This window comes from Planctomycetota bacterium, assembly GCA_038746835.1.
Classification (GTDB): Bacteria; Planctomycetota; Phycisphaerae; order Tepidisphaerales; family Tepidisphaeraceae; genus JBCDKH01.
Genome location: JBCDKH010000091.1, coordinates 1 through 13,391, shown reverse-complemented (window position 1 = coordinate 13,391; position 13,391 = coordinate 1). Strand labels below are relative to the sequence as shown.

At 64.7% G+C, this 13,391-nt stretch carries 10 protein-coding genes; 6 read left to right on the top strand and 4 right to left on the bottom strand.

Annotated features, from left to right (window positions below; all coding sequences use genetic code 11):
• Positions 1-272 precede the first annotated feature (272 nt).
• Positions 273-1,505 (bottom strand): glycosyltransferase family 4 protein, encoded by a 1,233-nt coding sequence (locus tag AAGI46_10165; protein ID MEM1012569.1) that lies wholly within the window; start codon positions 1,503-1,505, stop codon positions 273-275.
• Positions 1,506-1,588: 83 nt separating this feature from the next.
• Positions 1,589-2,749, bottom strand: a complete 1,161-nt coding sequence (locus AAGI46_10160) for a substrate-binding domain-containing protein (protein ID MEM1012568.1) — start codon at positions 2,747-2,749, stop codon at positions 1,589-1,591.
• Positions 2,750-2,906: 157 nt separating this feature from the next.
• Between AAGI46_10160 and AAGI46_10155 the strand changes: the two genes are divergently transcribed.
• Entirely contained in the window at positions 2,907-3,722 is an 816-nt protein-coding gene (locus tag AAGI46_10155) for a hypothetical protein (protein MEM1012567.1), read from the top strand.
• 95 nt (positions 3,723-3,817) lie between these two features.
• Here the strand turns inward: AAGI46_10155 and AAGI46_10150 are convergent, their stop codons facing one another.
• On the bottom strand, positions 3,818-4,171 hold the full coding sequence (locus AAGI46_10150; GenBank protein MEM1012566.1) for an MGMT family protein: 354 nt from the start codon (positions 4,169-4,171) through the stop codon (positions 3,818-3,820).
• Positions 4,172-4,232: 61 nt separating this feature from the next.
• Between AAGI46_10150 and AAGI46_10145 the strand changes: the two genes are divergently transcribed.
• Positions 4,233-5,600, top strand: a complete 1,368-nt coding sequence (locus tag AAGI46_10145) for a hypothetical protein (GenBank protein ID MEM1012565.1) — start codon at positions 4,233-4,235, stop codon at positions 5,598-5,600.
• 198 nt (positions 5,601-5,798) lie between these two features.
• Here AAGI46_10145 and AAGI46_10140 read toward each other — a convergent pair whose 3' ends face one another.
• Complete coding sequence (locus tag AAGI46_10140; GenBank protein ID MEM1012564.1) at positions 5,799-6,824, bottom strand: NAD-dependent epimerase/dehydratase family protein; 1,026 nt, start codon at positions 6,822-6,824, stop codon at positions 5,799-5,801.
• Positions 6,825-6,961: 137 nt separating this feature from the next.
• On the opposite strand from AAGI46_10140, the gene AAGI46_10135 reads away from it, so the two are divergent.
• From AAGI46_10135 to AAGI46_10120, 4 genes are read left to right on the top strand one after another with little or no spacing between them, the layout of a single operon-like run.
• On the top strand, positions 6,962-9,448 hold the full coding sequence (locus tag AAGI46_10135) for a hypothetical protein (protein ID MEM1012563.1): 2,487 nt from the start codon (positions 6,962-6,964) through the stop codon (positions 9,446-9,448).
• Between the two features lie 42 nt (positions 9,449-9,490).
• Entirely contained in the window at positions 9,491-12,046 is a 2,556-nt protein-coding gene (gene topA, locus AAGI46_10130) for a type I DNA topoisomerase (GenBank protein MEM1012562.1), read from the top strand.
• Between the two features lie 44 nt (positions 12,047-12,090).
• Positions 12,091-12,375 carry a hypothetical protein gene (locus tag AAGI46_10125; protein ID MEM1012561.1) on the top strand — a complete coding sequence of 95 codons (285 nt, stop codon included), beginning with the start codon at positions 12,091-12,093 and terminating at the stop codon, positions 12,373-12,375.
• Positions 12,372-13,166, top strand: a complete 795-nt coding sequence (locus tag AAGI46_10120) for an MBL fold metallo-hydrolase (protein ID MEM1012560.1) — start codon at positions 12,372-12,374, stop codon at positions 13,164-13,166. The genes AAGI46_10125 and AAGI46_10120 overlap by 4 nt, the downstream gene beginning before the upstream one ends.
• Positions 13,167-13,391: the final 225 nt, after the last annotated feature.

Here is a 13,391-nt window from a genome sequence, read left to right as displayed (position 1 = left end):
CGGCGGTCGTAGTGCCAGTTCGTCAGGCGGATCTGCGAACTCGCCCGACAGGAACGGTCAGTCTGGCAATCAGTCGCCGCCTGCCGTCTCTGGCGGAGTCTCGGTCAACCGAACGGGACCCGCTGCAGACCCACTCGGAACGCCTTCGTCCGGCCCCACACCGACGCCCGATCAGCCGTCCGGCTCGCCAGGCAAGGCCCCGCCGAAGAAGCCCGATGGCGGCCCAGTGTGCGGCTGCAAGCCCTGACGCTGCACGCGCGGACGCCTCACGCTCAGGCCGACATCGTCGCCTCGATGCGGTCGCACATCATGCCGCAGAGTCGCTGTTGACTGAGATTCTCGTCGAGGACTCGGCGGGCCGTCGTTCCCATCGACTCGCGGGTCTCGTCGGACAGGTCGGCCAGTTCCTTCAACGCCGCGACCGTTGCGTCGACGTCGCCATGACTCGCGTGGCGCCCGAAGTCGTGCTGGTCGAGCAAGTCGCTGACGTGACTCGGCTTGGGCCCGACGAACAGAATCGGCCTGGCGACGGCCATGCTACCGTAGACCTTGCACGGATGGATGATGCCGACCATGTCGTCGCCCAGCGTCACGAGGTGCACGTCGGCGGCTGACAGCGAGTACCGCAGCGACTCGATCGGCTGATACGGCAGACTGATCGCGTTCGGCAGCGACTTTTCCTTGATGAACGCCTCGACATCTTTCTTGCCCAGCCCGCCGCCGACGAAGAGGAACCGGAATCGATCGTCGTCGCGCAACTGATCGGCCGCTTCGAGCACGGTGTCGAGCGGGTTGCTCGGCGAGTGATTGCCGCTGTACATGACGACGAATTTCCCCTGCAGGCCGTGCTCGTCGCGAAAGACGTTGTCTTCGTGCTTCACCGGCTCCGCGTGGGATTCGTGCGGCCAAGGCGGAATCGTCAAAAGGCGGCTGTCGAGGTCCGTCGTCCGAGGCCGAAGTCGGTCCGCCATGAAGCGATCGAGCGCGACGACGAGGTCGCTGCTGTCGAGGATCTTCCGGTTGTTCTTCTCGAGGAATTTGGCCTTGCGATCGTCGGCCTTGATCTTGCCCAGCGCGATGAGCTGGTCGGGGTTGAGGTCCATCGCCCAGTACGTCATGGGCACGCCTCGAACCTTTTTCACGAGCCGGCCGACGCTGCCGATCATCGGCGGGCTCGTGCTGACGAGCATCGCGTCCGGCTTCTCGCACGTCATCGCCCGCGTCAGCACCTGTCCCATGAAGCTCGCCGTGCCGGCGACGCGGCGCGGAATGCTCTTCTTGCCGAACGACGCCAGCGGAATTCGTCGAATCTCCACGCCGTCACGCGTCTCACGGGCCGGGTACTTCGTCGTCGGATCTTCATACCCACGCCCACTGGCGTAGACGATGACGCGATGACCGCGCCGCACCATCTCGGCCGCGACGTCGTGGATGTGCTGGCCGACACTGGCCGGATCCGGCACGTAGACCTGGCTCAGGATGAGGAACGTCTTCGCATCAGACATCGGCGGCAGCAGCGTAGACGGCTCTGAACCGTGTCCGAGCTCAGCATCGCTGAGTTTGGCAAGGGCGACGCTGACAGATGCCCCTAGCGGACGTCGCTTGATCGGAATTGAAGGCGGTATTGCCCCGGGGACAGGCCGGTGTGCTGCTTGAACGAGTGGCTGAAAGCAGCGAGTCCCTGGTAGCCGGTGCGGCGAGCGATGCGTTGCAGCGACGCGTCGGAAAAGACCAGCAGGTCGCGTGCTGTTTGAAGGCGGACGCGTTTGATCTCTTGTCCCGGCGTGCGGCCGATTGCTTTGCGCATCCGCGACTCCAGCGTCCGACGCGACACCGCGACCTTCTGAAGGACGGTCTCGACGTCCAGTGGATCGCACGCACGTGCCTGGATCGTCGCCAGCGCTTCTGCGACGTCGGGGTCGTCGACAGCCAATGCGTCCGTGGACGCACGCGCGATGACACCGCGCGGCGGGACGATCTGCGTGGTTGGGACGGGCTCGCCACGAAGCAATCGATCCAAAATGGCGGCGGCATTGAAGCCGATCTGCTCGGCGTTGATGTCGACGCTCGTCAGAGGCGGATCGGCCAGGTGGCACATCAGCTCGCTGTTGTCGACGCCGATGAGTGCGACACGGTCCGGGACCCGCAGACCCGCCAGCCGGCAGGCATCGCTGAGCCGTCGCCCCATCAGATCGCTCACCGCCAGCACGCCCGTCGGCTCGGGCAAACGCTCCAACCACTCAGCGAGCCGGGCAGTGAGCGAACCGTGCTGCGACGGCGCAACGCTGCCGAGTCGAAACAGCGTGCAGTGATGCCCCTGCCGGCGGACCCGCGCGGCAAAACCGGCGGCTCGGTCTCGCCAAACCTGACCGTCGATGAAGGCGGCGGCAAATCGTGTGTAGCCGCGGTCGATGAGGTGCTCCGCAGCCAGAACGCCGCACGCATGGTCGTCCGATTGAACGCGCGGTAGCTTCGACGAGCGCAGGACGCCCGAGACGTTCACCGCCGGGATGCCGCGGTCGGCAATGAGGTTATCCTGATGATCCGTCGCGGCGCGAGTGATGATCCCGACGTCCGAACATTGCTGGCCTGTCGAAGTGGTTTCGGGCATGGGCTCTTGCCAGTCCGGCACGCTCAGCAGCCACTGTCGATCGCTCGCCAACGCGAAGCGACTGACCCCGAGCGCAATCTCTGGACCGAACGTCTGCTCCATCGGCACATCGAGATGGACCCGGACGACGCCTGACACGGTCGTTCACCCTACCCCGCTCGCGTTTTCAAGCAATCGATTTTCGCACAACATCATTGCCGGCTGAGCCGCACGGTTTATGTTCAGGTCCAGTGGGCTCCGAACCAGCCGCTGCGGACCCGACGTGGTCCAGCTTCATTTCCCTCAGGAGGTAACAGTGAATCGCACCATCTTCTCCGCCGCGACCGCGATCTCGATCGCCCTCGCAGGCTCCGCACACGCCGCTCTGCTCAGCGACGACTTCGAAAACGACACGCTCGGCGGTCTGCCCGACAGCCCGCCGTGGAACGGCGGGACGGCGGTCGACTCTGGCTCGACCCTCGAGGTCGTCGCTGATGCCGCCGACGTCTTTGGTCTGGGCGTTACGAATCAGGCCGTCCGGCTCGACGACGACGCTGGCGGAAGCAGCAACCTCCTGCTCGGCGCAGCCGGCCTGGGCGGGTCCGACGTCGTGACGCTCAGCTTCGACTACTTCGAAACGGACGATTCGAGCCTCGCAAACGACTTCTTCGTGATCCGACTCGGCCAGAACGACGGCTCGGGCGATGCCAACACGATCTTCGACTTCCAGATCAACGAGGGCAACATCACCGCCGACAGCACCAGCGGCGACGAGTCCGTCAGCAACGCCTACTCCAGCGGCGAGGCCGTGCGATTCACCATCGTCGCCAACAACAGCACGTCCAGCGAGTCGTACACGGGCTTCGGTGGCACGACGACCAGCGTGGCCTCCGCGACGGCGGACATCTACATCGACGGCGTGCTGGTCTTCGACGACGCAACCAGCAAGGACACCGTCGCTGCCGGCAACTCGTTCGACACGCTGCGGTTCCTCTCGTTCAACTTCAACCAGTCGCCGGACGTCTTGATCGACAACGTCCTTCTGGTCGACGGCGCGGTGATCCCCGAGCCGACCTCCGTGGCGGCGGTCAGCCTGCTTGGCCTGTGCATGCTGCGTCGGCGTCAGCATTGATGTCGGGGGCAGTCGTCGATGTGAGAGAGCGGGGCGAGAGGCATCACGTGCCTCTCGCCCGATTTCGTTTGCGGTGGTAAGCAGCGGTATCCAGCTCACTCCAGGTCGCACATGTCGACGAACACGTCGTCGAACGCCTGAACGCGACGATCGGTGAGCTCAAGGCCCTCCGCGATGAGTCGCTCGCGCTGCTCCTTGTGGCCGACCGGGTTGACGATCCGCAGCAGCCCGCCCGCACCGACGACGCGGTGCCACGGCACGTCCGACGCCCCCGGATCGAGCGACAGCACCGCCGCAGCTTGACGGGGCCCGGTCTGACACGCAGCCCCGACGCTGCCGTAGGTCGAGACGCGTCCTTTCGGGATGTCCGCGACGCAACGCAGGATGCGAGCCCGTCGCTGGAGCTGACGCTGTTTCGCCTTCGAGCCTGGCCGTTTTGTCTCAGGCACTGTGGCAGAAGGTAGCGGACTCGTCGTTGTGACGAGCCCCGCGACCTGCGAGCATGCCGCCATGAGACTGACGGCTCCATTCGTCGCGTTGGTAGTTTTCGTGGCTACGACTGCGACGTCCGAAGCGAACCCGGCAGACGTGCTCGCGACACAGCCGCCGACGCAGGCGGTTGCGACGCTCACGGCAAAGCTGGACGCGAACGACGGCGACGAGGCGAACGTCCGCTTCGCGCTCGGTGTCGCGACCGTGCTTTCCGGCGTCGAGACGCTCGGCAGAGATCTCCACGCGATGGGCCCGCGTGGTGACGTTGCCGAAAGTGTGCCGTTTCTTCGCTTGCCGGTCCCGATGAACGACGAACCCGATGTCGCGACGCCTGCCGCCATCGCAGAAGCGATCGACCGCTTCGCGATTACACTAGCCGAAGCCCGAACGATCCTGCAGGAGATCGACGGCCCGGTCCGCGTCGCGCTGCCGCTCGCGTCGATCGGGTTCGACTTCGACGGTGACGGCAGCTCTGGGGACCGCGAACGTCTCATGCCAATCCTCCGTGAACTCGGCTGGGTCAACATCCGCGTCGACCAGCGTGATCTCGAAAGCCTCGATGGCCTCGAGCAACCGGAGGCTCCTGGCCGCGATGCCACGCCCGAAGAGCGTGAGCAATACCGAGAGGACGTGCGTCAGTATCAGCTTGAGTGGCAACAGCAGTTTGCTGCATTGACTGCCGCGAGGGAGCGAGCGATCAGCGAAGTCGTCATCGAGTTCGACGACGCCGACGTCGAGTGGCTCATCGCCTACACGCATCTGATCGAGGGCTTTGCCGACCTCATGCTGGCCCACGACGCCAGCCGCTGGTTCGACCATTGCGGGCACTTGCTCTTTGCCAACGCCGAACAGTCATTCGATTTCCTTCAGTCCAGCGACCCATCGTTCTCATTCGACAACATCACCGACCTGATCGCCGCGGTGCATTTGCTTCAGTTCCCGGTTCGCGATCGCGAGCGTTTGCTCTCCGCCCGCGAACACTTCCTCGAAGCGGCTGCCGGGTCGCGACGGATGTTTGAGCTGATCCGTGCTGAAACGGACGACGGCAGCGAGTGGATTCCGAACGCAAACCAGTCGGCCGCGTTTCCGAACATCGAAGTAACCGACGACATCATCGACGGGTGGCTCGTCTTCCTCGACGACATTGAAGACGTCCTCAACGGCGAACGCCTGCTGCCCTTCTGGCGGATCGAGTCCGAGACACGCGGAATCAACCTGAAACGCGTTTTCGAAGAGCAGGAAGAGACCGACGTGCTCCTCTGGTTCCAGGGCACCGCCGCAGTGCCGTACCTCGAAGAGGGCAACGTCGCCACCGGCGACAGCATCGAGCGACTCCAGCGCCTGACGCGCGGCAATTTCTTCACCTTCGCAGCTTGGTTCAATTAGTGTGCGATTGCCGGACCTGGACCATCCGTTGCCGCCGCACGACGCGTCGTGACCTTTGTGTCAGAGGCTGACAGCGACGATCCAGAGCAATCCCACCAGGACCAGAATAATCAAGACCGCCAGCAGGACTGTCGGGAGACATCCGAGATAAGTGCTTTCCCTGATGTTGTAGAAATCGATCCCAAGCACGTCTGTCAATCACGCGACATTGACCACGCTCTCGCGGCCGCTGCTCATTTCGTCGTAGATCCACTTGTACGTCTTCTCCATGCCGTCGCGAAGGGCGACGCTCGGTTCCCAGCCGAGGTAGTCGTGGATCTTGGTGTTGTCGCTGTTGCGGCCGCGGACGCCCTTGGGGGCGTCGAGGTTGTAGTGGCGGTTGAGCTTGATGCCGGCCAGGTCTTCGACGATGTCGACGAGCTGGTTGATGCTGACGAGCTCGCTGCTGCCGAGGTTGATCGGTTCGAGGATGTCGCTGTCGGTGATCTTGTGAACGCCCTCGAGGCAGTCGGTGATGTACATGAACGAGCGCGTCTGCTTCCCGTCGCCCCAGATTTCCATGTCGTGCTCGCCGGTGAGCTTGGCCTTGATGACCTTGCGGCACATCGCGGCGGGGGCCTTCTCACGGCCGCCGTCGTAGGTGCCGTGGGGGCCGTAGACGTTGTGGAAGCGGGCTACGCGGGTGCGCAGGCCGAAGTCCTCGCGGAAGTGCCGGCTCATGCGTTCGCTGAAGAGCTTTTCCCAGCCGTAGCCGTCCTCGGCGTCGGCGGGATAGGCGTCTTCCTCCTTGAGCGCGGTGACGTCTGCGTTGGTCTGCTTGGTGGCGTTGTAGACGCAGGCCGACGAGCTGTAGAAGAACGACTGCGTGCCGGTGTCCTTGGCGGCCATGAGCATGTGCGTGTTCGTCAGCACGCTCAGCATGCACAGGGCCTTGTTGTTTTCGATGAAGCCCATCCCGCCCATGTCAGCGGCGAGCTGGAAGACGGTGTGGGCACCCTCAGCAGCTGTGCGGCAAGCCGGCAGCTCCTGAAGGTCGAGGACGTGGTTGTCGACGTCGTCGAACTTCTGGTACCAGCCTTCGAACGGCTTGCGATCGGCAGCGCGGAGGTTGGTGTATCCCTTTTCGCGGAGGTCAGCGATCAGGTGGCCGCCGATGAAGCCGCCGGCACCGCAGACGAGGATGAGGTCGTCCTTGGCAGGATGATGATTCTGGTTGTCGGGCATCTTCTTACGGATTCGGCGGTTGGGTGTGGCCTCTGGGGCCGGGAAGTGGTGGCCGAGCATTATGATCGAAGCGTCGCGTCGGTCAAAGCGGCCGATAAGGCTTCACGCGTCTTGGCACACTTCGATACGCTCGCGGCATGGCCGACGTTCCCGACCAACCGGCACAGGCCGACGAAGCCGAATCGACGCCCATGCGACGAAAAGGGCGGTGGAAGCGACGGCTGTTCGTCGCATCGGGCGTGCTGGTCATCTTGCTGGCCGGGCTCGTCGCACTCGGGCCGACACTCCTCTCGACGGGTCCGGGCAACCGGTTCGTCGCGAACCTCATCGAGGGCCAGATCAACGGCAGCGTCGACCTCGGCAAGCTCTCCATCGGCTGGGGCAGCGGCCTCACTCTCGAGGGCACCATGGTCGAGGACGACAAAGCCAGGCGGGTGCTGGAGCTTGCAAAGCTCGACACATCGCTCACCGCCAGCGATCTCATCGGCATCGCCTTCGGCGGCGACCTGGACCTCGGCGACGTCACCATCGACGCAAACTTCCCCGTCGTCCACGTCTACCCCGACAACACGACCAACCTCGAACGACTCGTCGGCCCGTTCGACGACAGCTCCGAGCCCGTCGCTGTCACCGGCCAGTTCGACATCCGAAGGCTCGAAGCAACCGTCCAGCGCGTCGATGAGGCGGGCGAGTTGCTACGCGACGACACCGGATTCGGTCTGCCGTACGTCACCGCCCTCGTGCGAGACAGTCAGGTCACTGTCGCGGACGATTCACTTACGAACGACGTGTCGATCGACCTTTCGGTCAACGCCAAGCCGGCCGGCAAAGTCACCGTTGCGGGCGATCTGAATGGCATGCCCGCCGACATCGTGCAGACGCTCACGCTCAACGATGTCGATCTCGCAGCGATGTCGCTGCTGGCTTCCGCCGTCGAGACAGACCTGGTCGTCCGGCCTAGCGGCATCGCAACGGGAAGCCTCCAGCTGGACGGTCCCGGGCAGGCGGTGACAGGTTCCTTTCGCGTCGCCGACCTTCGCATCGATCCTGCAGATGGCGAGGGCTACGCGGCGGAGACGGCACAGTTGACCATCGCTGGCGACATCGGCGAGTTCGACGGTCAACGCCTCGCAAGAGTGACGGAGATCAAGCTGGTCGCACCCAAAGGAACGGCCAGCGCCTCGGCGGATGTTGACCTCGATGTGCAAGACGAGTTTGGAACAATTCCCGCCCTCCGCGACGTCGCCATCGACGTCGATCTGCCGTTCCTGAAAGCCGAAGGCGGCGGGCCGTCGCTGGCGGCGTTGGACGTGCAGTTCGAGACGTCGGCCGATGAGCTGCAGCGTCACCTGCGGGACTTCGTCGCGTTCGAGGGCGTCCGCTACGCCGGTCGAGTCGATCGTGGACGCCTTCGGACCATCGACCGCGGCGGCCGACTCGGCGTGCGGGTGGACGGCGTCGCGAGGGATGTCGTCTACGAAGACCTCGAAGCCGTCGACGCCGAGCCGACAGAGCTGGCCGAAGCGACGTTCGCGGGATTTTTGACGCTCGATCCGGCCAATACCGAGCAGTTCTCCGACGTCGGCCTCCGGCTCGACGTGCCGGACGTGGCCGACGTTGCCGTCGACATCGGCGTCGTGGACCTGGATCGCAACGCGGAGAACGTGCGCCTGGCGGTGACATCACCCGCGGTCGTCGCCGAGGCGACGATGTCGCTCGCCGCCGAAGGCACACGCTTCGTCATCTCCGACGACGCGACGGCCACGGTCAACAACGGCAGCGTCACGCTCGCCGCGATTGCGTTCGACACCGAGACCGGCTTCATCGACGTGCCCGCAGGGCCGCTGACGAGCGGGGTTGAGCTCAACCGCGGCCTGGCCGACGCGCTTGGACGCTATGTGCATCCGGTGATGACCGATCCGCAGTCGGCCAGCGGCTTGCTCGATGTCACGCTCGTCGACGCCGCCCGCATCGACACGGCCGCTCTGGGGCAATCGATCGCGAGCGTCGAGTACGCGATTCGCGAGCTCGCCGTCGACAACGACGTGGTTCCTGCACTTGCAGACGAGCTCACGGGACAAGCCCGGCAGGCCGTGCTGGCAAAGGCGGGCCGAGCGCGACAGATTCCGGGCCTCGACATCGACGGCCTGGTCGAGCGCCGCCTCCAGCTGAGCGACTACGTCAAAACGCAACTCGACACCGTTCGCGGCGACGTCGACGGCCGGGTCGATTTTTCGGGCGGCACTGCAATAACGACGCTCACGATCGCGCTGGCCGACCCGCGACAGGGCAGGGCAGATGACCCGACGCGGTATCCGCTGACCTTCACCGGCGACGTCGACATCGAGTCGCTGGCCCTGAACATGTCGGCCACGATGCCGACGAGCCTGATCGAGAAGTGGGCCGGTGACAATCCGAGTGATCTCGTCGACCTGTTCGGCGAGAACCCGTTCCAGACGCTGCTGGGCGACGGGGTAACGTTGCGGTTCGACGGCACGACGCCAGCGCCGCGCGTGGACGCCACCGGCGAGCTCGACGCAGTTGCCGAACGGGCCGTCGCGGCGCTGATCGACAACGCCGGAGCCGGGCTCCTCCAACGCGGTCTGCGTGGCCTGTTCGACTGACCCGATCGAACCTCGACGAACCGGCATGCCTATACCCGACTGATGCCCGCAACTGCCGACAATGGCACTTCCCGCAACGGCAAGAAGGATCTGGTCATCGTCGAAAGCCCCGCCAAGGCCAAGACGATCAACCAGTACCTCGGCCCGAACTTCGTCGTCAAGGCCTCCGTCGGCCACGTCCGCGACCTGCCTCGAAAGGGCATGGGCGTCGACCTGGAGACGTTCGAGCCCGAGTACGAAATCATCGAGGGCAAGGGCAAGGTCATCACGGAATTGAAGAAGGCCGCCAAGGACGCCGACACTGTCTGGCTCGCGACCGACCTCGACCGCGAGGGCGAAGCCATCGCCTGGCACATCAAGGAGGCGCTCAAGCTCAAGGACGATCGCATCAAGCGCGTCGTCTTCAACGCCATCACCAAAGCCGACGTCGACCGGGCCTTTGCCAATCCGGGCGAACTGAACATCGACCGCGTCAACGCCCAGCAGGCCAGGCGCATCCTCGATCGCGTCGTCGGTTTCGAAATCTCGCCGGTCCTGTGGCGGAAGGTTGCGCGCGGCCTCAGTGCCGGCCGCGTGCAGAGCGTGGCCGTCCGGCTGGTGGTCGAGCGCGAGCGCGAGATCGAGGCCTTCGTCCCCGACGAGTACTGGAAGATTGGCGGCATTTTCACGACCGAGCAGAAGCCCGAACTGGCAGAGGCCTGGCGCGACTTTCTGAAGTCAGGCGAAGACGGTGCCGAGCCGGCGAAGAAGGCTCAGCAGGTGTGGCTCGGCGAGCACGGCGCGTTCGCGGCCGACCTCGTCGAGTGGAAGGGCGAGAAGTTCGAGATCGACAACGCCGAGCAGGCCCGTGACGTCGCTGCCGCACTGGGCCTCGATGTCGAGCAAATTGCCGAGACCGAGAATCCTGACGGCAAAGGTCCGGCCGCGACGTTGAAGCAGGTCGTCGGCCGGCTCGGCCAGACGCCGCCGTTCAGCGTCGAGTCGATCGAGACCAAACGCACCCGCAGCCGTCCGCCGGGGCCCTTCATCACCAGCACGCTCCAGCAGGCGGCGTCGAGTCGGCTCAGCTTCGGCGCGAGCCGGACGATGCGTGTCGCCCAGTCGCTCTACGAGGCCGGGTACATCACGTACATGCGGACGGACTCGGCCAACCTCTCGCCGCAGGCGACGGAGATGGCCCGCACGTTCATCGGCAATCACTTCGGCGACCGCTACCTGCCAGAGAAGCCCCGGCAATTCGCCAGCCGCAACAAGAACGCCCAAGAAGCCCACGAAGCGATCCGCCCGACGGATGTCGTCGCGAGTCCGAAGAACCTCGAAGGCAAGCTCGGCCCGGACGACTACAAGCTCTACAGGTTGATCTACGAGCGGTTCCTCGCTTGCCAGATGACCGAGGCCGAGTTCGACCAGACGACGATCCGCATCAAGAGCGACACAGACGCCGGCACCGCGATCTTCCGCGCCGGCGGACGCAAGCTGGTCTTCGACGGGTTTATGCGTGTCAGCGGCGTGACGAGCGACGATCAGCTCCTGCCGGAACTGGCAAAGAACATGCCGATGTTCGCCGCCGACATCCGGCCGCAGCAGCACTTCACCTCGCCGCCGGCACGGTTCACCGAGGCTTCGCTTGTCAAGGAGCTCGAAAGCCTCGGCATCGGTCGGCCGTCGACCTATGCGTCGATCATCGACACGATTCAGAAGCGCGAGTACGTCCTCAACCAGAACCGGTCGTTCTTCGCCACGCTGCTCGGGAAGGTCGTCACCGACAAGCTGATGCAGGCCTTCCCCGACATCATGGAAGTCGGATTTACCGCCGAGATGGAGGACAAGCTCGACGGCATCGAGGAGCACAAGACCGACTGGATCGCACTGCTCAAGGAGTTCTACGGCCCGTTCCACAGCGGCATCGATGAGGCCCTGGAGAAGCTTGACCACGCCGGCGGCATGCCGTCGCCGTACGTCGACGAGGAGACCGGTGCGAAGCTCGTCTACCGCATCGGCAAGAACGGCTTCTTCCTGGCGGCGGAGGATCGCGAGATCAACGTCACCAAGCCCGTCGACCCGTTCGGCAAGCCGATGCTGCGGGAGGAGAGCGAGTACAACTGCCCGCTCGACGGCGCCCCGATGATCAAACGCAAAGGTCGCTTCGGGAGCTTCCTTGGGTGCAGCAACTACCCCGAGTGCAAGTTCATCGTCGCACTCGACAAGAACGACGAGCCGTTGCCGCCGAAGATCGAGCCGATCGAGACGACGATTCTGTGCGAGAAGGACGGCGCCCCGATGCTGCTGCGTGACTCGAAACGCGGCCCGTTCCTTGGCTGCAGCAACTTTCCCAAGTGCCGCAGCACGAAGATGGTCCGCAAGCTTCCGAAGGACCAACTCGACTACATCAACACGCTCCTGCCCGAACTGCGCAAACGCGTCGAGGAGAGCCATCACCTCGTCAGCAAGATGACTGGCAAACCCGCAGACAGCTACGGCCCGCTGCCCGTCGAACACATCGAGTTCGAGCCGGAGAAGCCCAAGAAGAAAAAGGCTGCCAAGAAAACGGCAAAGAAGACCGCGAAGAAGTCGAGCAAGAAGGCCGCGACCGCGTAGCCAGATTTGGCCCGTCTCGTCCGTGCGTCGCGTAGCGTTGCTCCGTGCACGGCGAAGACCCGTACTCCATCCCCGGCAAGTACGTCGTGCCTGCGCTGATGCTCTTCAGCGTCCTGACGGTGATTCTTGGCTTTGCGATCGTTCGTCCGCCCGAAGGCTTCGAGCCAGCACCGACGTATCAGCGCCCATTCGGCCCCGCAGAGCTGGAAGACGTGACGCGGCGCCCGCTGATCGAAAAGGGCCAGCTCCGCGAGTTCGCCCGCGAACGCAACGGCGAGGCCGATCCGGTCAATCAGGCTGGTCCCGCGACCAGACCGGCCACGCCATGAGTGCGGGGCTGTCGCTGCGGTTCCTCGGCACGGGCACCAGCGCCGGCGTGCCGATGATCGGCTGTCGGTGCGAGACGTGCACGAGCGCCGACCCACGCGATCGCCGGTCACGGTGCAGCGTCGTCGTCACCCACGGCGAGACGAGTGTTCTCGTCGACACGACGCCCGAGCTCCGGCTGCAGTGCGTCGACAACGACGTGACCGACATCGATGCCGTCGTCTTCACGCACCCCCACGCGGATCACATTGCGGGCCTGGACGACCTGAGACGGTTCAACGCACTCAAGGGCACGAGCCTCGACCTCTGGGCCGACGCACAGACGCACGGCACGCTGTCGCGAATGTTTCCGTACGCCTTCCTGAAGCCCGGCGAAGGCTCGCCGAAGCTCTTTCGGCCGTCGCTCGTAGCCAGGACGATCGACGGCCCGTTCGAGATCGGCGAGATGCGTTGGACGCCCGTTCGATACCCGCACAGCAACGTCGACGCCCTCGGCTTCCGCGTCGACGTCGGCGGCCGAAGCCTGGCGTATTGCACCGACTGCAACGCGATGCCGACGGAAGCGCGCGAGCATCTTCGCGGGCTCGACCTGCTCGTCATCGACGCCCTGCAGTGGCGCAAGCACCCGACGCACCTGACCATCGACGAGGCGTTGGAAGTCGTCGACGACCTTCAGCCGGCAAGGACGCTCTTCACGCACATGAGCCACGAAGTGCTCTTCGAGCGCGACGCCCCCAAACTCCCCGAAGGCGTCGCGTTTGCGGTCGAGGGAATGCTCGCGGATATCTCTTGATTTTGGCGAGCCCAATGGGTGAGCGTGGGTTTCTGACCGACTATCTAAAACCCCGCTCCCACCCACGGGGCTCACGGGCGTGCTCATCGATACAGCTCGGACCGGTCCACGCATACGTTTGTCGCTAGTGCTCGACTTTCGACACCAGCTCGATGACGACCTCGCGTTGCTGCCACCGCTGCCGCGGCACGCGGGCGGACAGTTTGCGGCGATCGAGCGGTCGCG

Coding starts and splice junctions, on each gene's coding strand:
- topA (MEM1012562.1), top strand. CDS start 9,491: ATGCCCGCAACTGCCGACAATGGCACTTCCCGCAACGGCAAGAAGGAT.
- AAGI46_10165 (MEM1012569.1), bottom strand. CDS start 1,505: ATGTCTGATGCGAAGACGTTCCTCATCCTGAGCCAGGTCTACGTGCCG.
- AAGI46_10120 (MEM1012560.1), top strand. CDS start 12,372: ATGAGTGCGGGGCTGTCGCTGCGGTTCCTCGGCACGGGCACCAGCGCC.
- AAGI46_10135 (MEM1012563.1), top strand. CDS start 6,962: ATGGCCGACGTTCCCGACCAACCGGCACAGGCCGACGAAGCCGAATCG.
- AAGI46_10140 (MEM1012564.1), bottom strand. CDS start 6,824: ATGCCCGACAACCAGAATCATCATCCTGCCAAGGACGACCTCATCCTC.
- AAGI46_10145 (MEM1012565.1), top strand. CDS start 4,233: ATGAGACTGACGGCTCCATTCGTCGCGTTGGTAGTTTTCGTGGCTACG.